Genomic DNA, 23,768 nt, shown 5'->3' with positions numbered 1-23,768 from the left:
CGGCGGCCGGTGCTCCGATCGCACCGCTCGCGCCGGTGGCTCCGATCACCGAGATGGCCGGTGCAGGCGGTAAGGGAGTGGTGACAGGCCCCGCGCCCGCGGGTGCGCCTGTGCCCGGACAGCCGCTCGCGCCTGGTCCGACAGGCTGATCACGCACAACTAACCCACTACCGGTTTTGGCCCGGCGGCGAGTGACAACTCACCGCCGGGCCAAATTCATTGCACGAGACGGTAACCCAGGACATCAGACACCCCGCGCATACCACAGCGCGGGGTGTCAATCCGTGTCAGGACAGCAGGCCAAGCAGGGCCCGGGATGGCCGACGGCCGCTAGCCGTGCCGCCGGAGACGTGCGAAAGCGTGTCAGCCAGAAACGATCCGGGGAACTTCGACGGGAGCCTTCGGCGCAACCGGCCGCGGAATCTCGACGCTGTTTTCCTGCACGATCACCGGGTCGCCGACCTTGACGACGTCGAAGTACCACTCCGCGTCCTCGGGGCTCAGACCGATGCATCCGTGGCTGGTGTTCTCGTATCCCATCGAGTTGACGGCCCACGGCGCCGAGTGCACGAAAATGCCACGGCGGGTCAGACGAATAGCGTGGTCCACGGTCAGGTGGTAGCCGTCATCGGCGGTGACGGGAATGCCGACGCTGCTCGAATCCATAACCACCTCACGTTCTTTGGCGAGAACGGGGAAGGTGCCGACCGGGGTCGGATACTTGTCTCTGCCCATGGTCGCCGGGAAAACTCCCGGCTCTCCGAAGTGGGGACGGTGATGCGGCGCCGGCAGGATCTGCGGCGGACCGGCTTCGACACCGTCGATGGTCACGGTGAACGTGTGCTCAGCGATGTTGGCCACACCGACAACGGCGGCCCCCGTCACGATCCGCGTCGACAGGCCGCCCACCGAAAGCGCCACCGTGCTGTGCGCCGGCCAGAATTGGTCGGGCGTCCACTGCACGACGTTGTTCTCGAGCCATTCGAACGTGCCGGTCATGGCTGGTGACGACGTGATGTTGAGGGTCCGCTCTGCGGCGCGTTTGTCGATGATCGGCGCGCCGAACGTCACCACCACCGGGTGCGCCACACCGACGACCTGATCCGGCGAGGGCAGCACGGAGGTGATAACGCTCGTCAACGACCGGTTCGCCGCTGCCAGGCTGGTATCAGCCGGGCCGACAACTACACTGGTAGCGACCACGACGGCAGCAAGAACACACCGAACAACGCCACGCACGGATTTGGGCTCCCTTGAAATTTCTCTGGTGTCAATAAGATGCTATGGGTGCCGTCACCAATGGATGGGTAAGGGCGCGTGAGCAATACGGTTAAGTCTCAGTCACGGTTCGGCCACGGCCCGCGGTTTCCGCGAACACGAACGTGCCCCTCGCGCGCTAGCGGCTAATTGGACTTCTCCGGCGACTGGGCCTTTTCCACCAGTTCTGCCGCGATCTGGATCAACGGCACATTGGAATCCTGAGAAAGCTTGCGCAGCAAGTCGAAAGCGCGCACCGCATCCACGCCGTAACGTTCCATGATCATCCCCTTGGCCTGACCGATGGTGTCGCGGCTGGCCAGGGCCTGCCTGAACTGCTCGTCCCGGCGGGCCGAATTCCACACCACCGACGAATGGGCAGCGAACACCATGCCGAGGTTTCTGGCCGTCTCGCCGAACACGTTCGGGCTTTCGGCATAGACGTTCAACGCCCCCATCGTCTGGCCGGCGATGAACAGTTGGAACGCCATGACGGAACGAATCGGTGTCTCTGCCAACGCATCACGGCGGTAGAGCGGGAACCGGTCCTCGGTCTGGAGGTCGGCGACGTGGATGACCTTTTCCTCCCACGCCGCGGTCAGGCACGGACCCTCGCGGTGGCGTTGCTGAATCTCGTCCAACAACACCGGCCAGGTGTGGGTCGCCGCCGTGGTGTCGATGTGCTTGTGGTCGCGGGTGACGGTGATGCCCGCGTACTGGGCGCCGGGAATCTCAGCGGCGGCGTGCTCGGCCAGTTCGGCGATCACGGTGGCCGAATCGGTGTCGGGTCGGCTGTACAGATTCTGCACGATCCCCGCGATGCGGAGATGTGCGTCTTCTGCCCCCGTGGATCCGTTAATCGTCACCGTTGGACCGTCCTCTGATAGGCATTACACGCTACGCGCAACGGGACTCAAAGGGCCTGCAAATAGCGCTCCGTGACGATCCGCTGCACCAACGACGTCACGGGCGATGCCAGTCGACTCCACCAGGTGGCGTGCCGGGAGAAGGCCGTCACCGCCGCCGACACCTCGTCGGTGTCGGGATCGTAACGGACCAAGAACAGCTCCTCACCGGATTCGGCGTGGCCGGGCAGGGTGCCGTAGGCGAATCCGCGCCGATCGGGTTCGTCGACGACGTAGACGACCCGGCACGGTGCGCGCACCGGTCCGAGATGGACGATCACCTCCGAACCCACCTGGGCGACCTCCGTCGTCGCCTCGACCCTGACCCCGGCGCCGCGCAGCATGCCCCAGCGCATCCCGGTCGCCGCAGCCTGCTCGAAACGTGCACGGCCCCTGCCGATGACGGCACTCTTCTGCACATGGTGGTAGCCCGACGGCAACGTCGCCGCAGTGGCGCCCACCTCGGCGTAGGTCAGCGGCAGCGCCGCAAGCTCACTCAGTTTCACCAGCGGTGACGCTATCGCGTCGCGGGCTGCGTGGGGTTGCGACCGTCACGGCGCGGCGTACGTTCAAATCATGACCACCAAGAGCATCGCGCAGGCATCGGGAACGTTCACCATCGGCGGTGACCTGACCGTCAACCGTCTCGGCTTCGGCGCCATGCGGCTGACCGGCACAGGGGTGTGGGGGCCGGCGGTCGACCGTGATGAATGCATCCGGGTGCTGCGTCGCGCCGTCGAGTTGGGCGTCGACTTCATCGACACCGCCGACTCCTACGGCCCGTACGTCTCCGAGGAGTTGATCCGCGAAGCGCTGCATCCCTACGACGGCGTGGTGATCGCGACCAAGGCCGGTCTGGTGCGCACCGGGCCCGACGAGTGGCCGGTGCTCGGCTATCCGCCGTATCTGCGTCAGGAATGCGAGATGAGCCTGCGCCGCCTCGGCGTCGACACCATCGACCTGTTCCAGCTGCACCGCATCGACGACAAGTTCCCCGCCGAAGATCAACTGGGTGAACTCGTGGCGCTGCAGCAGGAAGGCAAGATCCGCCACATCGGGCTGTCGGAGATCTCCGTCGAGCAGCTCGAAGCCGCGCAGAAGGTCGCCACCATCGTGTCGGTGCAGAACATGTACAACCTCACCATGCGCGCCGCCGAACCGCTGCTGGCGGCCTGCGAAGCGCAAAGTGTCGGGTTCATCCCGTGGTTTCCGCTGGCCGCCGGTCCGTTGGCGGCGCCCGACGGTCCGCTGCAACGCATCGCCGCCGACCACCACGCGTCCCCGTCGCAGCTGGCGCTGGCGTGGCTGCTCAAACGCTCCCCGGTGATGCTGCCGATCCCGGGCACCTCCAAGGTCGCCCACCTCGAGGAGAACGTCGCCGCCGCGGCGATCGAGCTGTCCGACGACGAGTTCGAGACGCTGAGCAAAGCCGGTGCCGCCGGGTAACACGCCAGGCAATACGGTGAGCGGGTGAGCATCGATGCGCATCCAGGTGGCGGGTTCAATCCGCCGCAACCCACCACCAAGGGCGGGCCGGACTACGGCAGGTTCGTCGAAGGGGTCCGCACGTTGCAGGACCACGCCCGCGCGGTCGACGCTCCCGACGAGGTGATCACCCAAGCCGCCGACCTGCTCGACAAGGTCTCCCGGCTGCTGGTGCCCTACGAAGTCGACGAGTGGACGTCGCCGTCGGGCCGGCGCCTGGACCTGCCGAACCGGGGCAGTGTGCTCGGGATACCGGGGGAATACCACAAGACCGACGCCGGTCGGGTCGGCGGCGTCGTCCATTTCCGCCGGTTTCATCTCGGCCGCAACGGCGCCGTGCACGGCGGGTGCATTGCGCAGCTGTTCGACTCGGTGCTGGGCTACACCGCGTTCCGGATGACCGAAGGCCACAAGCAGCGCACCGCCTTCCTGCATGTGAACTACCGCCAGATCGTGCCGATCGAGAAGGAGTTGGCGGTCGACGCCGGCGTCGACCGCGTCGAGGGCCGAAAGATCTTCATCGAAGGCCGGCTGCTTGACGGGGACACCGTGCTGGCCGACGCCGAGGCGCTGTTCGTCAAGCTCAAACCTGGCCAGCCGTGACCGACCAGAAGGACCAGGAGGCACCCCGCTGGCTGCGGTGGCGCGAGCGGCTGCGCGGACGGCGCCGGGTCGACTTCGCCTACCGCGTCGCCGTCGGGGTCGTCGGCCTGCTGGTGCTGGCCGTCGGGATCGTGGCGATCCCGTATCCCGGGCCGGGCTGGGCCATCGTGTTCGTCGGGCTGGGCATTCTGTCCACTGAGTTCGTCTGGGCGCGACGCGCGCTTCTCGTCGTGCGCCGGCGCTACGACGAGGTGATGGCCTGGTTTCAGCGTCAGCACTGGGCCGTGCAGGCGCTCGGCGGCCTGTTCACCGCGCTGGTCGTCGGGGTCACGCTGTGGCTGCTGGGGGCGCTGTCCTGGAGCGCCGGACTGGTCGGTATCGAGTGGACCTGGTTGACCAGCCCGATTGGCTTGGGATCCTGAGCGCCCGCCTAGATAGCATGGTCGCGTCCTGAGTTGTTCCGAAAATTTCCCCGAGAGCTTGGAGAGTCCCCGATGAGCGCCGCCGTCAACCACGCCCCCGCAGCCCCGATCCGGGTCGCTGCCGGGACCACCGCGGGGGCGGCGGTTCGGGAAGCGGGCCTGCCCAGCCGCGGCGCCGTCGACGCGATCGTCGTCGTCCGTGATCCCGACGGCCGGCTGCGCGATTTGTCCTGGGCGCCCGATGCCGACGTCGAGGTGACGCCGGTGGCCGCCAACACCGAGGAGGGCCGCAGCGTCCTGCGCCACTCCGCCGCACACGTGCTCGCCCAGGCCGTGCAGGACCTGTTTCCCGAGGCCAAGCTCGGCATCGGCCCGCCGATCACCGACGGCTTCTACTACGACTTCGACGTCGAGCGCGCGTTCACCCCGGAGGATCTGGCGGCGCTGGAGAAGCGCATGCGCCAGATCGTCAAGGAAGGCCAGCTGTTCGCGCGGCGCGTGTATGAGTCCAAAGACCAAGCGCGCGAAGAACTTGCCAACGAGCCGTACAAACTCGAACTCGTCGACGACAAGTCCGGGGACCCCGACGTGATGGAGGTCGGGGGCGACGAGCTGACCGCCTACGACAACCTCAATCCCCGCACCAAGGAACGGGAATGGGGCGATCTGTGCCGGGGCCCGCACATCCCCACGACGCGCTACATCCCGGCGTTCAAACTCACCCGCAGCTCAGCCGCCTACTGGCGCGGCAACCAGGACAACCCCAGCCTGCAGCGCATCTACGGCACCGCCTGGGAGTCCCAGGAAGCCCTCGACCGCCACCTCGAGCTGATCGAGGAGGCCCAGCGCCGCGACCACCGCAAGCTCGGCGCCGAACTGGACCTGTTCAGCTTTCCCGACGAAATCGGTTCGGGCCTCGCGGTTTTCCACCCCAAGGGCGGCATCATCCGGCGCGAGCTGGAGGACTACTCGCGGCGCAAGCACAACGAGGCCGGCTACCAGTTCGTCAACAGCCCGCACATCACCAAGGCCGAGCTGTTCAAGATCTCCGGGCACCTGGACTGGTACGCCGACGGCATGTTCCCGCCGATGCACCTGGACGCCGAGTACAACGAGGACGGCACGGTGCGCAAACCGGGCCAGGACTACTACCTCAAACCGATGAACTGCCCGATGCACTGCCTGATCTACCGGTCCCGCGGGCGGTCCTATCGCGAACTTCCGTTGCGGCTCTTCGAGTTCGGCACCGTCTACCGCTACGAGCTGTCCGGCGTCGTGCACGGGCTGACCCGGGTGCGCGGCCTGACGATGGACGACGCGCACATCTACTGCACCCGTGACCAGATGCGCGGTGAGCTGACCTCGCTGCTGAGCTTCGTGCTGGATCTGCTCGCCGACTACGGTCTGACCGACTTCTACCTCGAACTGTCGACCAAGGACCCCAAGAAGTTCGTCGGCTCCGACGAACTCTGGGAAGAGGCCACCGACGTGCTCGCCGAGGTCGGGGCCGCATCGGGTCTGGAGCTGGTGCCCGATCCCGGCGGCGCGGCGTTTTACGGTCCGAAGATTTCGGTGCAGGTCAAGGACGCGCTCGGGCGCAGCTGGCAGATGTCGACCATCCAGCTGGACTTCAACTTCCCCGAACGCTTCGAGCTGGAGTACACCGCGGCCGACGGGTCCCGGCAGCGCCCGGTGATGATCCACCGCGCGCTGTTCGGATCGATCGAGCGGTTCTTCGGCATCCTCACCGAGCACTACGCCGGCGCGTTTCCGGCGTGGCTGGCACCGGTGCAGGTGGTCGGCATCCCGGTCTCCGACGACCACATCCCGTACCTCAACGGCGTTGCCGCGCAACTGAAACTGCGCGGCATCCGCGCCGAGGTCGACACCAGCGACGACCGGATGGCCAAGAAGATCGTCAACCACACCAACCAGAAGGTGCCGTTCATGCTGGTGGCCGGGGACCGCGACGTGGAAGCCGAGGCGGTCAGCTTCCGCTTCGGCGACCGCACCCAGCTCAACGGTGTGCCACGCGATACCGCCGTCGATGCGATCGTCAACTGGGTGAGTGGCCGCGAAAACGCCACGCCCACTGCCGATCTACTCAAGGTGGGCGATGAGTCGTGACCCGCGATGAAGGCCTGCGTCAGGAGCCGACCGCCGAGCCCGACGACCGCACCATCGTCGATCAAGGCGTCGGTGAGCCCGACCATCTGCAGCGGCTGTGGACGCCGCACCGGATGACCTACATCGCCGAAACCCCGTTGCGGCGCGAGAAGACCGGCGAGTCGCGGCCCTTCACCGAGATCCCGACGCTGTCCGACGAGGACGGGCTGATGGTCGCCCGCGGCGAGCTGGTGTACGTGGTGCTCAACCTGTACCCGTACAACCCCGGCCATCTCATGGTGGTGCCCTACCGGCGGGTCTCGGAGCTGGAGGACCTCACCGAGGCGGAAAGCATCGAGCTGATGGCGTGCACCCAGAAGGCGATTCGGGTCATCAAGAGCGTCTCCAACCCGATGGGCTTCAACGTCGGACTCAACCTCGGCAGGGTGTCGGGAGGTTCGCTGGCCGAGCACCTGCACATGCACGTGGTGCCGCGCTGGATCGGCGACGCCAACTTCATCACGATCATCGGCGGCGCCAAGGTGGTGCCGCAGCTGCTGCGCGAGACCCGTCAACTGCTGGCGACGGAGTGGGCTAGGCAGCCCGAGCGTGGGGGCACCGCCCGCGCGAAGCACAGGGGGACGGAGCGACGGGGGATGGAGCACTGAGCAACTTCTACCTGATGACCCGCGCGGCCTACGCCAAGCTCAGCAAGCCGATCGCCAAGGCCGCGCTGCGGGCCGGCTTCACACCCGACACGATCACGATCCTGGGCACGGCGGGCTCCGTGCTCGGCGCGCTCACGCTGTTCCCGATCGGGCAGCTGTGGTGGGGCGCGGTGGCCGTGTTCTTCTTCGTGCTCGCCGACATGCTCGACGGCGCGATGGCCCGCGAGCGCGGCGGCGGTACCCGGTTCGGTGCGGTGCTCGACGCTACCTGCGACCGCATCGGCGACGGGGCGATCTTCTGCGGGCTGCTGTGGTGGGCCGCCTTCGGCCTGGACAGCGCGTCGTTGGTGGTCGCCACCGCGATCTGCCTGGTCACCTCGCAGGTCATCTCCTACATCAAGGCCCGCGCCGAGGCCAGCGGGCTGTCCGCGGAGGGTGGGCTCATCGAGCGCCCGGAGCGGCTGATCATCGTGCTGTCCGGCGCCGGCCTGTCCGACCTGCCGTTCTTCCCGATGCCGTGGCTGCTGCACGTGGCGATGTGGGCGCTGGCGATCACCAGCCTCATCACGCTCGGGCAGCGGGTGCACAGCGTGCGGACCTCACCGGGCGCGATGGATCCGCTGACCAAACCCGACGCCAGGGACCATCACCCGCCCCGCGGGCAGGGGGAGGAGAAGGCGTGACGAGCACTCAGCCGGCACCGCAGACGGGCAACCCGCTGAGCGGGCGGTTGACGGACTGGGGCTACGCGGCCGGCTGGCGGCTGGTACGCGCCATGCCGGAGATCGTGGCGCGCAACGCCTTCGGTGCGGGCGCACACTACGCGGCGCGGGGCGGCGGACCAGAACAGCTGCGCAAGAACCTGGCCCGGGTGCTCGGCGTCGCACCCGACCGGGTGCCCGACGGGTTGATGCGGGCGTCGCTGGCGTCCTACGCCCGCTACTGGCGTGAGGCCTTCCGGCTGCCCACCATGGACCACGAAGCGGTGGGCCGCGAGTTGTTCGTGCACGACGTCGACCGGGTGTGGGCGGCGCTGGAGGCGGGCCGCGGTGTGGTGCTGGCCCTTCCGCACAGCGGCAACTGGGACATGGCCGGGGTGTGGCTGGTGCAGAACCACGGACCGTTCACCACCGTCGCCGAACGCCTCAAACCCGAATCCCTCTATCACCGGTTCGTCGCCTACCGGGAGAGCCTGGGGTTCGAGGTGGTGCCGTCGTCCGGCGGCGACCGCCCACCGTATGAGGTGCTGCGCGAACGCCTGCACGCCAACGGCGTGGTGTGCCTGATGGCCGAGCGCGACCTCAGCCGCAACGGCGTCGCGGTGGACTTCTTCGGTGAGCCCACCCGCATGCCCGCCGGGTCGGCGAAGCTGGCCATCGAGACCGGTGCGGTGCTGCTGCCCGCGCACTGCTGGTTCGAGGGGGACGGCTGGGGCATGGGCGTGTATCCGCCGGTGGACACCTCGTCGGGTGACGTCACCGCCATCACCCAGGCGTTGGCCGACCGGTTCGCCCGCAACATCGCCGCGCACCCGGCAGACTGGCACATGATGCAGCCGCAATGGCTGGCCGACCTGCCCGCCGAGCGGCGCGCCAAGCTGGGAGCGAGCTGATGCGGATCGGCATGGTGTGCCCGTATTCGTTCGACGTTCCCGGCGGGGTGCAGTCCCACGTCCTGCAGCTCGCCGAGGTGATGCACGACCGCGGGCACGACGTCAGCGTGCTGGCGCCGTCGTCTGCGCACGTGACGCTGCCGGACTACGTGGTGTCCGGCGGCAAGGCGGTGCCGATTCCCTACAACGGTTCGGTGGCGCGGCTGCGGTTCGGTCCGGCCACCCACCGCCTGGTGAAACGGTGGCTGGCCGACGGGAACTTCGACGTGCTGCACCTGCACGAGCCCAACGCGCCGAGCCTGTCGATGCTGGCGCTCAACATCGCCGAAGGCCCGATCGTCGCCACCTTTCACACCTCGACGACAAAATCGTTGACGCTCAGCGTATTCGAGCCGATCCTGCGGCCCATGCACGAGAAGATCGTCGGCCGCATCGCGGTGTCGGACCTGGCGCGGCGGTGGCAGATGGAGGCGTTGGGCAGCGACGCGGTGGAGATACCCAACGGGGTCGACGTGGGGTCGTTCGCGACCGCGGCGCGGCTGGAAGGCTATCCGCGGCAGGGCAAGTCGGTGCTGTTCCTCGGCCGCTACGACGAGCCGCGCAAGGGCATGAGCGTGCTCCTGCGGGCGCTGCCCGCGCTGGTCGAGCGGTTCGCGGACATCGAGATCCTCATTGTGGGTCGCGGCGACGCCGACGAACTGCGCGAGGACGCCGGAAAGCTGGCCGGGCACCTTCGGTTCCTCGGCCAGGTCGACGACCGGGCGAAAGCGTCGGCGATGCGCAGCGCGGACGTGTACTGCGCGCCGCACACCGGCGGCGAGAGCTTCGGCATCGTGCTCGTCGAGGCGATGGCGGCCGGCACCGCGGTGGTCGCCAGCGACCTCGATGCGTTCCGGCGGGTGCTGCGGGACGGCGAGGTGGGCCGGTTGGTGCGCGTCGACGACCCCGATGCGCTCGCCGAAGGGCTGATCGAGGTGCTGGAGAACGACATCGTGCGCGAGCGCTACATCGAGGCGGCGTCGGACGCGGTGCGCCGCTACGACTGGTCGGTGGTGGCACGCGAGATCATGCGGGTCTACGAAACCGTGGCCGGGGCCGGGATGAAGGTGCAGGTGGCCGGTTCGGCGCGCGCAGCAGGGGAGACCGTTGGGGGCACCGCCCGGCCGACGGCCAGGGGGACGACCGGGGGATCTAATTGACCACCTGGATCGTGGTGATCACGCTCGCGGTGCTGGCCGCGGTGATCCTGGCGGTCGGCGGGTGGGCGTTTCAGACCGCCAACCGGCTCGACCGCCTCCACGTGCGCTACGACCTGTCCTGGCAGGCCCTGGACGGGGCGCTGGGGCGGCGGGCCGTCGTCGCCCGCGCCGTGGCCGTCGACGCCTACGGCGGCGGGCCGCAGGGTAAGCGGCTGGCGGCGCTGGCCGACGCGGCCGAACGCGCGTCGCGGTCCACGCGCGAGGACGCCGAGAACGAACTGTCCGCGGCGCTGGCCATGGTGGATCCGGCGTCGCTGCCCGTCGCGCTGGTCGCCGAACTCGCCGACGCCGAGGCCCGGGTGCTGTTGGCGCGGCGCTTTCACAACGACGCGGTCCGCGACACGCTCGCGTTGCGGGAACGCCCTGCGGTGCGGGCGCTGCGCCTCGGCGGAACCGCGGCGCTGCCAACCTATTTCGAGATCGCCGAGCGGGCGCAGAGCACCCCGACGGTGAACAGGCGCGTCTCGGCGCGGGTCGCGCTGCTCGACGACGCGGGTGCGGTGTTGCTGTTGTGCGGATCTGATCCGGCCTTCGCCGACGCCGTCGACGAGCCCGCGCCGCGCTGGTGGTTCACCGTCGGCGGTGCGGTGCAGCACGGCGAGACGCTGCCGCAGGCCGCCGCCCGCGAAGTCGAAGAGGAAACGGGGCTGCAGGTGGACCCCGACCAGATGATCGGACCGGTGTGGCGGCGCGACGCGGTGATCGACTTCAACGGGTCGGTGATCCGCAGCCAGGAGATGTTCTTCGTGCACCGCACCCGCCGGTTCGAACCGTCGGTGAACGGCCGGACCGGTCTGGAGCGGTCCTACATTCACGGGCACCGCTGGTGCGATGAGACAATGATCCAGGAGCTGGTCGCCAGCGGCGAAGCGGTATACCCCGTGCAGCTCGGCGAGCTGCTGGCTCAGGCCAACGAGCTGGCCAACGCGCTCGCCGACGCGCGGGGCGCCGTGCCGCGGCGGCAGCTGCAATCGATCCGCTGATGCTGCGAAATAAACGCATTTGCGGCCGTCACTAGAGTGGATCAGTAGCGATCTGGAGGAGATAGCAGTGGAAACCGCGGCGAACGACGGGTCTGTGTCGCAGACCGGAACCGCACGAGTCAAGCGCGGCATGGCCGAAATGCTCAAGGGCGGCGTGATCATGGACGTCGTCACCCCCGAGCAGGCGCGCATCGCCGAGGCGGCCGGCGCGGTGGCCGTGATGGCGCTCGAGCGGGTACCTGCCGACATCCGCTCCCAGGGCGGGGTCGCGCGGATGAGTGATCCCGATCTCATCGAGGGCATCATCTCGGCGGTCACGATTCCGGTGATGGCCAAGGTCCGCATCGGCCATTTCGTCGAGGCGCAGATCCTGCAGAGCCTCGGCGTCGACTACGTCGACGAGTCCGAGGTGCTCACCCCCGCCGACTACACCCACCACATCGACAAGTGGAAGTTCACCGTGCCGTTTGTGTGCGGCGCGACCAACCTCGGCGAGGCGCTGCGCCGCATCACCGAGGGCGCGGCGATGATCCGCTCCAAGGGCGAGGCCGGCACCGGCGACGTCTCCAACGCGACCACCCACATGCGTTCGATCGGCGGCGAGATCCGGCGTCTCACCTCGATGTCCGAAGACGAACTGTACGTCGCCGCAAAGGAATTGCAGGCGCCGTACGATCTCGTCGTCGAGGTGGCGCGCGCCGGGAAGTTGCCCGTGACGTTGTTCACCGCGGGCGGCATCGCCACCCCGGCCGACGCGGCGATGATGATGCAGCTCGGCGCCGAAGGCGTCTTCGTCGGCTCGGGCATCTTCAAATCCGGCGACCCGGCGGCACGCGCCGCCGCGATCGTCAAGGCCACCACCTTCTATGACGACCCCGACGTGCTGGCAAAGGTGTCGCGCGGGCTGGGGGAGCCCATGGTGGGCATCAACGTGGAGGATGTGGCGGCCCCGCACCGGCTCGCCGAACGCGGCTGGTAAACACATCTCGTGGCGATCGAACAGATCCTCGATCTCGAGCAGCTCGAGGTCAACATCTACCGTGGTGGTGTCTTCAGCCCCGAATCCGGTTATTTCCAACGGACATTCGGCGGTCATGTAGCCGGACAGTCGCTGGTGTCGGCGGTGCGCACTGTGGATTCGCGCTTCCAGGTGCATTCCCTGCACGGCTATTTTCTTCGGCCCGGCGATGCCCGGGCCCCTTCGGTGTACATCGTCGAACGGCTGCGCGACGGCGGATCGTTCGTCACGCGGCGGGTCAACGCCATCCAGCACGGCGAGACCATCTTCTCGATGTCGGCGTCGTTTCAGACCGATCAGAGCGGCATCGAACACCAGGACGCCGTGCCAGCCGCGCCGCCGCCCGACGACCTGCCCAGCTTCATCTCCAAGGGCGGGGCGTTCGACGACGCGGGGTTCGCGCAGTTCGCCGAGTGGGACGTGCGCCTGGTGCCGCGTGACCAGCTCACGCTGCTGCCCGGCAAGGCGTCCCAGCAGCAGGTGTGGTTCCGCCACCGCGACCCGCTGCCCGACGACCATGTGCTGCACATCTGCGCGCTGGCCTACATGAGCGACCTCACCTTGCTGGGTTCAGCGCAGGTCAACTACCCCGAAGAGCGCAAACACCTGCAGGTCGCGTCGCTGGACCACGCGATGTGGTTCATGCGCCCGTTCCGGGCCGATGAATGGCTGCTCTACGACCAGTTGTCGCCGTCGGCGTCGGGTGGTCGCTCGCTGTGTCAGGGCAAGATCTTCAACCAGTACGGGGAAATGGTCGCGGCGGTGATGCAGGAGGGCCTCACCCGCTACCAACGCGACTACCGGCCATGAGCGCGGCGCACGTCGGTGTGCTGGCGCTGCAGGGCGACACCCGTGAGCACCTTGCGGCGCTGCGCGAAGCCGGTGCCGAGGCGTCGACTGTTCGGCGGCTACGTGAACTGGAAAACGTGGACGCGCTGGTGATTCCGGGCGGGGAGTCCACCACCATGAGCCATCTGCTGCGTGAGCTCGAGCTGCTCGAGCCGCTGCGCGCCCGGCTGGCCGAGGGTATGCCCGCCTACGGATCGTGTGCCGGGATGATCCTGTTGGCCTCCGAGATCCTCGACGCCGGCGCGGGCGGACGAGAGGCCACGCCGTTGAAGGCGATCGATATGACAGTGCGGCGCAACGCGTTTGGCCGTCAAATCGATTCGTTCGAAGGCGATATCGCGTTCGAGGGGCTGGACGGGCCGGTGCACGCGGTGTTCATCCGGGCGCCGTGGGTCGAGCGCGTCGGGCCCGGGGTGGAAGTGCTCGCCGAGGCGGCCGGTCACCCCGTCGCCGTACGGCAGGGCCGGATGCTCGCGACGTCGTTTCATCCGGAGGTGACCGGCGATCGTCGGGTGCACGCCATGTTCGTCGACTCGCTACGTGCGCGGTGAGCGCAACCCCAGCGTGCGCCGACCCGCGGTGACCAGCTCGTCCCGCAGCCTGGCGAGGTCCGCGCCGCCGTCGGAGTAGTCCACACCGACCGCCGCCGAGATGCCTGCCATCACCACGGCGGCCTTGACCTGGCCGCCCATGCCCGGCTCCACACCGGCGAGCAAGGCCATCTGCTGCCGCACAGTTGTGCCCCACGACGGCCGGTTGCGCAGGAGCTCACCGACGCTGGGGTCACCGGTGAGGACGGGGATCAGATTGCGGTTGGCCACGGCCAGCGCGGCGAACCCGGTGAGCATGGCCTCGGCCCGGGCCCGCGCGCCACGTCGGGCGCTGGCGGTCTCGACGAGCTGCGCCAACTCCGTGATGAGCGGCTCCATGACGGCCTCCAGGAGCTCGTCACGTGTGCGGAAGTGGTGGTAGATGGCCGACTTCGTCAGCCCGAGCTCGTCGGAGATCATCTGCAGGGAGGTGCCGGCCACGCTGAACCGGCCGAACAGTTCGACGGCGACGTCGATCAGCCGTTGCCGGGTGGCGCCCGTCGCCACGGCGGCGGGGCGGCTCACCGTCCCAGCCGATATGTAGTATGGCTAACAATCTTGGCTCGCCTGACCATTCGTACAGTTTACCGCTGTACGATTGGTCAGTAGGGCATCCGGATCGGCCATACACACGAAAGAAGACGATGACACTCGATTTCGCACAGCAGGGGCGCACCGCGTTCGACCTGTCCGGAAAGGTCGTGGTCGTCATCGGCGGCGGTCAGATGCCCGGCGAGAAGACCGGCAACGGGCGGGCCACCGCGATCCTGGCGGCTCGGCACGGGGCCGAGGTCGTGGCCGTCGACCTGAACCTCGCCGCTGCCCAGGAAACCGTCGACCTCATCACCGCCGAAGGCGGTAAGGCCTACGCGGTACAGGCCGACGTGGCCGAAAAAGAGGACTGTCAAAGGATTTTCGACACCGTCATGCAGCGCAGCGGACGGGTGGACGGCATGGTGTACAGCGTCGCCACCAATCCGCCGTTCGACCGGGAAGACAACTCGATGACGGTGGAGGCCTTCAATTACGGCGTCAACGTCAACATGCTGGGCTGCTATCACTGCAACCTGTTCGCCGCGCAGTGCATGGAGAAGAACGCGGGGACGAGCACCGGCAGCATCGTCAACTTCTCATCGATCGCGAGCGTGAAGAACGAGATCGGGCTGAACATGGGCATCATGCCGTACGCGCTGGGCAAGTGCGGGCTCAACTACATCACCGAGCTGACCGCCGTGCAGTACGCCGAGGCCGGCATCCGGGCCAACACGCTGATGCTGGGCCCGATCGACTCGACCCTGGGCAACCACGACTCGCAGGAACTCTTCGGTCTCGACCCCGACGAGGTCGACGCGGCCTACCGGGACGTGGTGAAACTGAAGATGGGGCGCGCCAGCACCTGGGAGACCGCCTATGCCGCGCTGTATCTGCTTGCCGACGAGTCCCGGTTCATGACCGGCCAGCAGATCCGTCTGGACGGCGGCGCCACCCTCGTCCGTTAACCGGCGATTTCGGCGTGATTTCTTTCGCTCGGCGAAAGTTTTCACACCCAAATCGCGACTCAGCGCAGCGGCAGGCCGGTGACCGCGCGGCCGATCACCAGCCGCTGAATCTCGCTGGTGCCCTCGAAGATCGTGAAGATCTTCGCGTCGCGGTGCATCCGCTCGACCGGATAGTCGCGGGTGTAGCCGTTGCCGCCGAGGATCTGGATCGCCTCGTCGGTGACGTACACCGCGGTCTCGCTGGCCACCAACTTGGCCATCGAGCCTTCGGCGTTGTCGAACGATTTGCCGTTGCGGGCCATCCACCCGGCCCGCCACACGAGCAGGCGCGCGGCGTCGATGCGGGCCTTCATGTCGGCCAGTTTGAAGGCGATGGCCTGGAATTCGGCGATCTTGCGGCCGAACTGCTCCCGCTGCAACGCGTAGTCCAGCGCGTACTCGTAGGCGGCGCGGGCCACGCCGACGGCCATCGCCCCGACGGTGGGCCGGGTGCGTTCGAACGTGGCCAGCGCCGCCTGGCTCTTGGCGCTCTTGCCCTCGCGGATCCGCGCGATGCGTTCCTCGAACTTCTCCCGTCCGCCGACGATCAGCCGGCCGGGGATGCGGACGTCCTCCAGCACCACCTCGGCGGTGTGCGACGCCCGGATGCCGTGCTTGCGGAACTTCTGGCCCTGGCTGAACCCCGGGGTGTCGGGCGGGATGATGAAGGTGGCCTGCCCGCGGGTGCCGAGTTCGGGGTACACCGAGGCCACGACGACGTGGACCTCGGCAATGCCGCCGTTGGTGGCCCAGGTCTTGGTGCCGTTGAGCACCCACTCGTCGGTGGCCTCGTCGTAACGGGCGCGGGTCAGGATGGCGCCGACGTCGGAGCCGGCGCCGGGTTCTGACGAACAGAACGCGGCGACCTTGGGCTCGTTGACCGTGCCGAACATCTGCGGCACCCATTCGCCGACCTGCTCGGGGGTGCCGTTGGCGGCCAGCGAGGCCGCCGCCAGACCGGTACCCAGGATGGCCAGCGCGATTCCGGCGTCGCCCCAGAACATCTCCTCGAACGCCGTGAGCATGCCCAGCCCAGAGGGCTCGGCCGACTGCTCGGCGAAGAACTCCATGGAGTAGATGCCGACCTTGGCGGCTTCCTGGATGATCGGCCACGGGGTCTCTTCGCGTTCGTCCCACTCGGCGGCGGCCGGGCGGATCACATCGGCGGCGAAATCATGCACCCAGTCCCGGACATGGATGAGGTCGGGGGAGAGCTCCATCGAGAACGACATATCCCCATCTTACTGCGGAGTAAGTTCGATGTGAAACCGTATCTTCACCGCAGCACGGGCAGCAGCAATCGCGATGAGGACCGAACTGTGTTGAGGCTGCTGGTACCGACGCTGGCATGCCGGAAGTTCATGATCGCCGGCGCCTGCGGGTCCTGGTCGTCACTGGTCAACACGATGCGCACCCGGTGCCCGGGGTGGAAGCGACGTGCGTTGGCCACCAAGGGGATTCGGTACTCCACATCCTGCCCGACGGGGACCGCGACGGCGTCGGTGCACGGCAGCACCGGCGCACCGTCACGGCTTGCGGCGTCGTCGACCGTCCGCAAACTCGCGCGCAACCACCCGGCCGTCACGTCGGTGACCTCGCCGTCGGGCGCGACGTCCTGCAAGGTGGCCAGCCACCCGGTGTCCGCCGCGGTGGCCGTGGCCGTCAGGCGCAACTCGACGTCGCCGACGACGTCGAGGGCGGCCGGCAGCGGGGCGGTGGTCCACGTCAGCGCGGCCGGCGGATCGATCGTGCTGGGCCGGGCGCGGTTGAGGCCCGCCCCGAGCGTCAGGTACTCGCGTGCGCCGGGTGCGCCTTCGTCCTCGGACAGTGCGCCGTCGGCGCGCAGTGCCAGCGCGAGGTAGGTGGCTGGCGGCGGCCACGCCTCGGCGGTGTGCCAGCCGTCAGAGCCGGGCAGCACGTAGCGGATCGGTGGACCGTCCATGATTCCGGTGTCGGCGCCCTTGAGCCAGTGGTCGTACCAGGCCAGCGCCTCGTGGTGCAGGCTCTCCCACGGCCAGGTCAGACCGAACCGGCCCAGCATGCCCATGCGTACATGAGGATTGGCCGCCAAGGCTTTCCACGCGGTGAACGTCGAAGGCAGATGCAAAGGAACGTTCTCCCAGTCGCAGCCCAGGTACACCGGGATGTCGACCTCCTCGAGCAGCGGCAGCAGGTTGCGCTGTTCCCACCATTGGTCGCGGTGGGGATGTTTGACGACGACGTCGAGGAACAGGTCGTCCCACGGATGCGGGTTGTGCGGCAGCTTGAGCAGCTGGCGCATCATCGTGACCGCCGATTCGCCGTTCATCGTCGCGAACCTGCGGTGCAGCCGGGGATTGGCCAGGATCCGGCGCGCCAGGGCGATCACCGGGTTGCGCCGCCAGAACGCGTCGCTGCGGTCGGACGTGAGCCCCATCATCGACAGGAACGGCGTGATGAACGACGTGCTGGCCAACCCGTGGTGGCAGGCGCCCTCGTACAGGTCGGCCGTCGCGGCGACCGGAAAGATCGCCTTGAGGTGCGGGGGCCGCTCGACTGCGGCCTCCAACTGGGTCATCGCGAAGTAGCTGATACCGATCATGCCGACGCTGCCGTCACACCACGGCTGCGTGGCCACCCATTCGACGAGGTCGAACATGTCGCGACGCTCCTGCGGGTCGAAGAACCCGAACGTGCCGCCGGACCCGCCCGTCCCACGGACGTTGGCGATCACGTGGACATAGCCGCGCGGCACCCAGAAGTCCGTCGCACCCGCTTCGATGAACCCGGCGGGCGCGCCGAGGTCCTGCATCTGGCGGGGGTAGGGCGACGCCGCGACCAATGCCGGATACCTGCCCTTCTCGTCGGGGCGGTGGACGTCGGCGAGCAGCGTGATGCCGTCGCGCATCGGCACGGCGACGTTGTCGTCACGCCGGATCCCGAACCGCGGCCGGCTCAGGTTGCGGTAGGTGCGGCCGGTGGTTTGCGGCCCGTTGAGGACGCGTTCCGATGTGGACATAGTTTCACGCTACGGTGAAACTAGTCTCAACGCAACGTGAAATTCACGCTAGAATCGGTGCATGTCGAAGAAGCCGGCGGCCCCCGGGCCGCGGGATGAACGCGGTGTACTGGCGGCGCGGATACTGGCCGCGGCGCGCGAAGCGTTCGCCCAGACCGGCTGGGCGGGTACGACGATCAGGTCGGTGGCGCGCCGGGCCGACGTCGATCCCGCGCTCGTCTACCACTACTTCAAATCCAAAGAGGGGCTGCTCGACGCGGCGACGAATCCGCCGCAGGGGTGGCTGGAGGACGTCGCCAACGCGTGGACCACGCCGGTGGACCAACTCGGCGCCGCGTTGCTGCGTCTGATGCTGGGGGCCTGGGCCGACGACGAGGTCGGTCCCGTGCTGCGGTCGGTGCTGCAGACCGCAGCGCACGATCAGGGCACCCGCGAAAAGCTGCGCGGGATCGTCGAAAGCAGCCTGATGGGGGTGTCGCAGCTGGGCGTTGACGATCGCGATCGCAGGGTGCGCAGCGGCCTGGTCTCGTCGCAGCTCATGGGATTGGCGATGATGCGCTACATCTGGAAAATCGAGCCGATCGCGTCGATGAGCCCGGAGGAGATCATCGACGCCGTCGCGCCCAATCTGCAGCGCTACATCTGCGGAGACATCCGCTCCACGCCGAACGTGGCATCGATGCACGTAGACTCGTCGGGCGGACGTTGAGCATGACTTCCAGAGAGCGAGTACGACCTGAATGAGCGGCCATTCCAAGTGGGCCACCACCAAGCACAAGAAAGCCGTCATCGACGCCCGCCGCGGCAAGATGTTCGCCAAGCTGATCAAGAACGTCGAGGTGGCCGCGCGCGTCGGCGGCGGTGACCCGGCCGGCAACCCGACCCTGTACGACGCCATCCAGAAGGCGAAGAAGAACTCGGTGCCCAACGACAACATCGAGCGCGCGCGTCGCCGCGGCGCCGGTGAGGAGGCCGGCGGCGCGGAGTACCAGAACATCACCTACGAGGGTTACGGCCCCAACGGCGTCGCGGTGCTGATCGAGTGCCTCACCGACAACCGCAACCGCGCCGCCGGCGACGTGCGGGTGGCGATGACCCGCAACGGCGGCAACATGGCCGACCCGGGTTCGGTGGCCTATCTGTTCTCCCGCAAGGGCGTGGTGACACTCGACAAGGACGGGCTCAGCGAAGACGATGTGCTGACCGCGGTGCTGGAGGCCGGCGCCGAAGAGGTCAACGATCTCGGGGAGAGCTTCCAGGTGATCTCCGAGCCGGCCGATCTGGTTGCGGTGCGCACGGCGCTGCAGGACGCCGGTATCGACTACGAGTCGGCCGACGCGGGCTTCGAACCGTCGGTTTCGGTGCCCGTCGACCTCGAGGGGGCGCGCAAGATCATGAAGTTGGTCGACGCGCTCGAGGACCTCGACGATGTGCAGGAGGTCTACACCAACATCGACATCCCCGACGAGGTCGCGGCCCAACTTGACGACGAGGACTGACCTCCCGCACTGTGCGCCGAGATCGACGTTTTGGCGAGATCTACTCGCACTTTCCCGCCCGTATGTCCCTTTCGGCGAGGAAAGCGCTGATTGCCTGCGCTGTGGCTTCGGGGTTGTCGAGCATGACGAGCACGTAGGCGTCGTCGACGTATTGCCGCCGCGCCTTCGGTAAGAGCGCGGCCAACCGCTCGGCGTGCTCAGCGGGCATGACGGCGTTGCGGCTCCACAACACCAGGGCGTCGCCGTCGAAGCCGGCCAGTCGGTCGGTCGCGCGGATCAGCTCCGCGTCGACGAACTTGGTGCGGCAGTACTTCAACAGATCGCGCCGAATCCGCTTGTCGGCCAGCGCCGCGTCCGTCCACGCCTCGACAATTTCTTGCGGGACAGACTTTTTCGTCATCTGACCCAGCATGAACCACCGCCGTCGCAGCCAGCCCACCCTGAGTTGGCGCTGCGCCAGCGCGATGGTCCCGGTGGTGCGGCTGGCCAGCCACACCATCTTGCCGGGCAAGCCGGGCGGAAAGTTGTCGAACGCCTCCGACGGGCAGATCACCAGGCGCGCAACGCGTGTGTCGCGGCCGATGTCGGTCAGGAACAGCGGGCCGCCCCAGTCGCTGACGACGAGCGTGACGTCGACGAGGTCGAGGGCGTCGAGGAAGTCCGCCACGATGGCGACCATGCCCGGCAACGTCAGGTCGGCGTCGTCGCGCATCGGGATGCGGTGACCGCCCAACGGCAGCACCGGCAGCAGATAGCGCACGCCCGCGGGCAGCAGGGGCAGAACCAGATCCCACTGCGTGTCGTTGAACAACACCCCGTGCAGCAACACCACCGGCGGCCCGTTCGGATCGCCTTGCTCGCGGTACTCGATCGTGCCTGCGGTGACGTCGACGGATTTCATGCGGCCCTCTTCCGATTAGAACGTGAATTCTAGAACGTATGCTCTAGTCTGTGGGCGGGAGGCGACAATGGCAAGATCCACCCGCGAAGCGATCCTCACGGCGGCCGCCGAGCTGATGCGGCACAAGGGCTACGGCGCGTTGGCCATGAAGGACATCGCCGAGGCCGCCGGCGCCCCGATCGGCTCGCTGTACCACCACTTCCGCGGCGGCAAGGCGCAGATCGCCCGCGAGGCGCTGATCAACGCCGGAGCCGCGTACGCGCTGCTCATCCCGTCGGTCATCGACGAGCACACTGACCTCGGCGAAGCGATCGAGGCCGTGTTCACCCAGGCCGCCGAGGACATGACAGGCACCGGCTTTGCCAACATGTGCCCGGTCGGCACCGTCGCCGCCGAGACCGCCGACACCGTGGCCGAACTGCGCGAGACGTCCGCGTCGGTGTTCGACGCCTGGACAAACGGCGGCACCGCCTACTTCACCGGCCGCGGCCTCGACGAACCGCATGCCCGCAGCCTGACGCTGGCCATCGTCGGCGCGCTGGAGGGGGCGTTCATCCTCGCGCGCACGCTGCGCAGCACCGAACCGCTGCTGGCCATGGGCCGCGCGCTGGCCCCGCAGTACCGCGGATCCGCGCTGCGGCCGGTCGAGCGCGCTGACACGTTCGGGTAGCCGGCCCCGCACCCACGCCGAGATCGACGTCTTGGCGAGATCCACTCACCCTTTGCCGCCCGTACGTCCCTTTGGCGTGGTCTGGTCGACCTGAGCGTGTCCTGACCGACCGCGTCGACTTCTGACGTTAAGCTCTCGAACAGGTGTTCACAGAAGGAGCGGGCGTGCGGGTGATGGGTGTCGATCCCGGGTTGACGCGCTGCGGTCTGTCGGTGATCGAGGGCGGCAAGGGCAGGCAGGTCACCGCGCTGGACGTCGACGTCGTTCGCACCCCGGCGGACCAGGCGCTGCACCGCCGACTGCTGATGATCAGCGACGCAGTCGAGTACTGGATGGACACCCACCGACCCGACGTCATCGCGATCGAGCGGGTGTTCTCCCAGCAGAACGTGTCGACCGTGATGGGCACCGCGCAGGCAGGCGGGGTGATCGCGCTGGCCGCGGCCAAGCGCGACATCGACGTGCACTTCCACACACCCAGCGAGGTCAAGGCCGCGGTCACCGGCAACGGCAACGCCGACAAGGCTCAGGTCACCGCGATGGTCACCAGAATCCTTGCGCTGCAGACCAAACCGACACCCGCCGATGCCGCCGACGCGTTGGCGCTGGCGATCTGCCACTGCTGGCGCGCCCCGATGATCGCGCGGATGGCGGCGGCCGAAGCGCTGGCCGCAGAGCAGAAGCGCAAGTACCAGGCGAGGTTGAAGGTCCAGCGAGCCAGATTGAAAGCCGCCAAGTGAAAGCAGCACGATGATCGCATCCATCCGCGGCGAGGTCCTCGACGTCGCACTCGACCACGCCGTGATCGAGGCGTCCGGGGTGGGATACAAGGTGATGGCGACCCCGTCCGCGCTGGCCACACTGCGCCGGGGCAGCGAAGCGCGGCTGATCACCGCGATGATCGTGCGCGAGGACTCGATGACGCTGTACGGCTTCCCGGACGGCGACGCCCGCGACCTGTTCCTCACGCTGCTCGGCGTATCGGGTATCGGGCCGAGCATCGCGCTGGGTGCGCTGGCCATGTACGACGGTCCGACCCTGCGTCAGGCCATCGCCGAAAGCGACATCACCGCACTCAAGCGAATCCCCAAGGTGGGCAAGAAGACCGCCGAACTGATGGTGCTCAGCCTGCGCGACAAGATGGGCGTCGTCACCCCGTCAGGCGCCGCCGCGTTGAACGGTCACTCGGTGCGCAGCCCGGTGGTGGAAGCCCTTGTCGGGCTTGGCTTCGCCGCTAAGCAGGCCGAGGAGGCCACCGACAAGGTGCTGGCCAACGATCCTGAAGCCACGCAGTCGACCGCCCTTCGCGCGGCGCTGTCGATGTTAGGTCAGAAGTGAGCCGGTTCGACGACCCCGACCTTTCCGATGATCCTGACGAACGGGAGGTGTCCCCGGCGCTGACCGTCGGGGAGGGCGACATCGACGCCAGCCTGCGGCCGCGCTCGCTCGGCGAGTTCATCGGCCAGCACCGGGTGCGCGAACAACTGCAGTTGGTCATCGAGGGCGCCAAGAACCGCGGCGGCACACCCGATCACATCCTGCTGTCCGGTCCGCCCGGGCTGGGCAAGACATCGCTGGCGATGATCATCGCCGCCGAACTCGGCTCGTCGCTGCGGGTCACGTCTGGGCCCGCGCTGGAACGCGCGGGGGACCTGGCGGCGATGCTGTCCAACCTCGTCGAGCACGACGTGTTGTTCATCGACGAGATCCACCGCATCGCCCGGCCGGCCGAGGAGATGCTGTACCTGGCGATGGAGGACTTCCGCGTCGACGTGGTCGTCGGCAAAGGCCCTGGGGCGACGTCGATTCCGTTGGAGGTGGCACCGTTCACGCTCGTCGGCGCCACCACCCGCTCGGGCGCGTTGACCGGGCCGCTGCGGGACCGGTTCGGCTTCACCGCCCACATGGACTTCTACGAACCGGCCGAGCTCGAGTTGGTGCTGGGCCGCTCGGCGGGCATCCTCGGAATCGAACTGGGTGCCGACGCGGGGGCCGAGATCGCCCGTCGCTCCCGCGGAACACCGCGCATCGCCAACCGGCTGCTGCGCCGGGTTCGCGACTACGCCGAGGTGCGGGCCGACGGGGTCATCACCAGGGATATCGCCAAGGCGGCGCTGGAGGTGTACGACGTCGACGAGCTCGGCCTGGACCGGCTCGACCGGGCGGTATTGTCCGCGTTGACAAGGAGTTTCGGTGGCGGCCCGGTCGGGGTGTCCACGCTGGCCGTCGCGGTGGGCGAGGAAGCCGCCACGGTCGAGGAGGTCTGCGAGCCGTTTCTGGTGCGGGCCGGCATGATCGCGCGCACCCCGCGGGGCCGGGTGGCCACGCCTGCGGCGTGGACGCACCTGGGCTTGACTCCACCGAGCGGGGTCAGCGGGCTGGGCCAGCCCGGCCTTTTCGAGTAG

Annotated in this window: 26 protein-coding genes; 19 read left to right on the top strand and 7 right to left on the bottom strand. The window is 68.0% G+C overall.

All coding sequences use genetic code 11. The features are described from left to right. Positions 1-363 precede the first annotated feature (363 nt). The 3 genes from K3U96_RS15205 to K3U96_RS15195 all read right to left on the bottom strand — a co-directional run bounded on the left by K3U96_RS15205 (position 364) and on the right by K3U96_RS15195 (position 2,668). On the bottom strand, positions 364-1,239 hold the full coding sequence (locus K3U96_RS15205) for a L,D-transpeptidase (RefSeq protein ID WP_069406131.1): 876 nt from the start codon (positions 1,237-1,239) through the stop codon (positions 364-366). Positions 1,240-1,403: 164 nt separating this feature from the next. Then, positions 1,404-2,123 carry a GAF and ANTAR domain-containing protein gene (locus K3U96_RS15200; RefSeq protein ID WP_372515029.1) on the bottom strand — a complete coding sequence of 240 codons (720 nt, stop codon included), beginning with the start codon at positions 2,121-2,123 and terminating at the stop codon, positions 1,404-1,406. Between the two features lie 47 nt (positions 2,124-2,170). Then, a complete protein-coding gene (locus K3U96_RS15195) occupies positions 2,171-2,668 on the bottom strand; it encodes a DUF1990 domain-containing protein (RefSeq protein WP_069406132.1) in 498 nt (165 codons plus the stop codon). Between the two features lie 70 nt (positions 2,669-2,738). On the opposite strand from K3U96_RS15195, the gene K3U96_RS15190 reads away from it, so the two are divergent. From K3U96_RS15190 to pdxT, 12 genes are all read left to right on the top strand, one after another. After that, positions 2,739-3,608 (top strand): aldo/keto reductase, encoded by an 870-nt coding sequence (locus tag K3U96_RS15190; protein ID WP_069406133.1) that lies wholly within the window; start codon positions 2,739-2,741, stop codon positions 3,606-3,608. 24 nt (positions 3,609-3,632) lie between these two features. Beyond that, positions 3,633-4,250, top strand: coding sequence for a PaaI family thioesterase (locus K3U96_RS15185; RefSeq protein ID WP_069406134.1), 618 nt, complete (start codon positions 3,633-3,635; stop codon positions 4,248-4,250). Continuing rightward, positions 4,247-4,672 carry a TIGR02611 family protein gene (locus K3U96_RS15180; protein ID WP_069406135.1) on the top strand — a complete coding sequence of 142 codons (426 nt, stop codon included), beginning with the start codon at positions 4,247-4,249 and terminating at the stop codon, positions 4,670-4,672. The genes K3U96_RS15185 and K3U96_RS15180 overlap by 4 nt, the downstream gene beginning before the upstream one ends. A gap of 72 nt (positions 4,673-4,744) precedes the next feature. After that, positions 4,745-6,799, top strand: a complete 2,055-nt coding sequence (gene thrS, locus K3U96_RS15175) for a threonine--tRNA ligase (protein WP_069406136.1) — start codon at positions 4,745-4,747, stop codon at positions 6,797-6,799. Then, complete coding sequence (locus K3U96_RS15170; RefSeq protein WP_372515028.1) at positions 6,796-7,446, top strand: ATP adenylyltransferase; 651 nt, start codon at positions 6,796-6,798, stop codon at positions 7,444-7,446. The genes thrS and K3U96_RS15170 overlap by 4 nt, the downstream gene beginning before the upstream one ends. Next, on the top strand, positions 7,443-8,129 hold the full coding sequence (pgsA, locus tag K3U96_RS15165) for a phosphatidylinositol phosphate synthase (protein WP_271035629.1): 687 nt from the start codon (positions 7,443-7,445) through the stop codon (positions 8,127-8,129). The genes K3U96_RS15170 and pgsA overlap by 4 nt, the downstream gene beginning before the upstream one ends. Then, a complete protein-coding gene (locus tag K3U96_RS15160) occupies positions 8,126-9,058 on the top strand; it encodes a phosphatidylinositol mannoside acyltransferase (protein WP_220690240.1) in 933 nt (310 codons plus the stop codon). The genes pgsA and K3U96_RS15160 overlap by 4 nt, the downstream gene beginning before the upstream one ends. Next, positions 9,058-10,257 carry a glycosyltransferase family 4 protein gene (locus K3U96_RS15155; RefSeq protein ID WP_220690239.1) on the top strand — a complete coding sequence of 400 codons (1,200 nt, stop codon included), beginning with the start codon at positions 9,058-9,060 and terminating at the stop codon, positions 10,255-10,257. The genes K3U96_RS15160 and K3U96_RS15155 overlap by 1 nt, the downstream gene beginning before the upstream one ends. Next, complete coding sequence (locus K3U96_RS15150) at positions 10,254-11,300, top strand: NUDIX hydrolase (RefSeq protein ID WP_220690238.1); 1,047 nt, start codon at positions 10,254-10,256, stop codon at positions 11,298-11,300. Before K3U96_RS15155 ends, K3U96_RS15150 begins: the two co-directional genes overlap by 4 nt. Positions 11,301-11,367: 67 nt before the next feature. Further along, positions 11,368-12,279 carry a pyridoxal 5'-phosphate synthase lyase subunit PdxS gene (gene pdxS / locus K3U96_RS15145; RefSeq protein WP_069406141.1) on the top strand — a complete coding sequence of 304 codons (912 nt, stop codon included), beginning with the start codon at positions 11,368-11,370 and terminating at the stop codon, positions 12,277-12,279. A gap of 9 nt (positions 12,280-12,288) precedes the next feature. Continuing rightward, entirely contained in the window at positions 12,289-13,128 is an 840-nt protein-coding gene (tesB, locus tag K3U96_RS15140) for an acyl-CoA thioesterase II (protein ID WP_069406142.1), read from the top strand. Next, positions 13,125-13,718, top strand: coding sequence for a pyridoxal 5'-phosphate synthase glutaminase subunit PdxT (gene pdxT / locus K3U96_RS15135; protein ID WP_220690237.1), 594 nt, complete (start codon positions 13,125-13,127; stop codon positions 13,716-13,718). Before tesB ends, pdxT begins: the two co-directional genes overlap by 4 nt. On the opposite strand, the gene K3U96_RS15130 is transcribed toward pdxT, so the two are convergent. Next, positions 13,704-14,282, bottom strand: a complete 579-nt coding sequence (locus K3U96_RS15130; protein ID WP_069406144.1) for a TetR/AcrR family transcriptional regulator — start codon at positions 14,280-14,282, stop codon at positions 13,704-13,706. The genes pdxT and K3U96_RS15130 overlap by 15 nt on opposite strands. Positions 14,283-14,401: 119 nt before the next feature. Between K3U96_RS15130 and K3U96_RS15125 the strand changes: the two genes are divergently transcribed. Beyond that, complete coding sequence (locus K3U96_RS15125) at positions 14,402-15,256, top strand: SDR family NAD(P)-dependent oxidoreductase (protein WP_069406145.1); 855 nt, start codon at positions 14,402-14,404, stop codon at positions 15,254-15,256. Positions 15,257-15,315: 59 nt separating this feature from the next. Here the strand turns inward: K3U96_RS15125 and K3U96_RS15120 are convergent, their stop codons facing one another. Beyond that, on the bottom strand, positions 15,316-16,527 hold the full coding sequence (locus K3U96_RS15120) for an acyl-CoA dehydrogenase family protein (protein WP_220690236.1): 1,212 nt from the start codon (positions 16,525-16,527) through the stop codon (positions 15,316-15,318). A gap of 44 nt (positions 16,528-16,571) precedes the next feature. Next, entirely contained in the window at positions 16,572-18,293 is a 1,722-nt protein-coding gene (locus K3U96_RS15115; protein ID WP_220690235.1) for a CocE/NonD family hydrolase, read from the bottom strand. 61 nt (positions 18,294-18,354) lie between these two features. Here K3U96_RS15115 and K3U96_RS15110 point away from each other — a divergent pair, with 61 nt between their 5' ends. Continuing rightward, positions 18,355-19,002 carry a TetR/AcrR family transcriptional regulator gene (locus tag K3U96_RS15110; protein ID WP_220690234.1) on the top strand — a complete coding sequence of 216 codons (648 nt, stop codon included), beginning with the start codon at positions 18,355-18,357 and terminating at the stop codon, positions 19,000-19,002. A gap of 31 nt (positions 19,003-19,033) precedes the next feature. Next, entirely contained in the window at positions 19,034-19,792 is a 759-nt protein-coding gene (locus K3U96_RS15105; RefSeq protein ID WP_069403982.1) for a YebC/PmpR family DNA-binding transcriptional regulator, read from the top strand. A gap of 40 nt (positions 19,793-19,832) precedes the next feature. On the opposite strand, the gene K3U96_RS15100 is transcribed toward K3U96_RS15105, so the two are convergent. Then, positions 19,833-20,693 carry an alpha/beta fold hydrolase gene (locus tag K3U96_RS15100; RefSeq protein ID WP_069403983.1) on the bottom strand — a complete coding sequence of 287 codons (861 nt, stop codon included), beginning with the start codon at positions 20,691-20,693 and terminating at the stop codon, positions 19,833-19,835. Between the two features lie 67 nt (positions 20,694-20,760). Between K3U96_RS15100 and K3U96_RS15095 the strand changes: the two genes are divergently transcribed. The 4 genes from K3U96_RS15095 to ruvB all read left to right on the top strand — a co-directional run bounded on the left by K3U96_RS15095 (position 20,761) and on the right by ruvB (position 23,768). Continuing rightward, positions 20,761-21,363 (top strand): TetR/AcrR family transcriptional regulator, encoded by a 603-nt coding sequence (locus tag K3U96_RS15095; protein WP_069403984.1) that lies wholly within the window; start codon positions 20,761-20,763, stop codon positions 21,361-21,363. Positions 21,364-21,527: 164 nt separating this feature from the next. Further along, on the top strand, positions 21,528-22,103 hold the full coding sequence (ruvC, locus tag K3U96_RS15090) for a crossover junction endodeoxyribonuclease RuvC (protein WP_069404018.1): 576 nt from the start codon (positions 21,528-21,530) through the stop codon (positions 22,101-22,103). 10 nt (positions 22,104-22,113) lie between these two features. After that, positions 22,114-22,701 carry a Holliday junction branch migration protein RuvA gene (ruvA, locus tag K3U96_RS15085; RefSeq protein WP_069403985.1) on the top strand — a complete coding sequence of 196 codons (588 nt, stop codon included), beginning with the start codon at positions 22,114-22,116 and terminating at the stop codon, positions 22,699-22,701. Further along, positions 22,698-23,768 (top strand): Holliday junction branch migration DNA helicase RuvB, encoded by a 1,071-nt coding sequence (gene ruvB, locus K3U96_RS15080; RefSeq protein ID WP_069403986.1) that lies wholly within the window; start codon positions 22,698-22,700, stop codon positions 23,766-23,768. Before ruvA ends, ruvB begins: the two co-directional genes overlap by 4 nt.

The sequence above is a fragment of the Mycolicibacterium holsaticum DSM 44478 = JCM 12374 genome (genome assembly GCF_019645835.1).
In the GTDB taxonomy this organism is placed as follows: domain Bacteria; phylum Actinomycetota; class Actinomycetes; order Mycobacteriales; family Mycobacteriaceae; genus Mycobacterium; species Mycobacterium holsaticum.
Note: the sequence above shows the minus strand (reverse complement) of the source record. Positions and strands in the feature narration are given on the sequence as shown.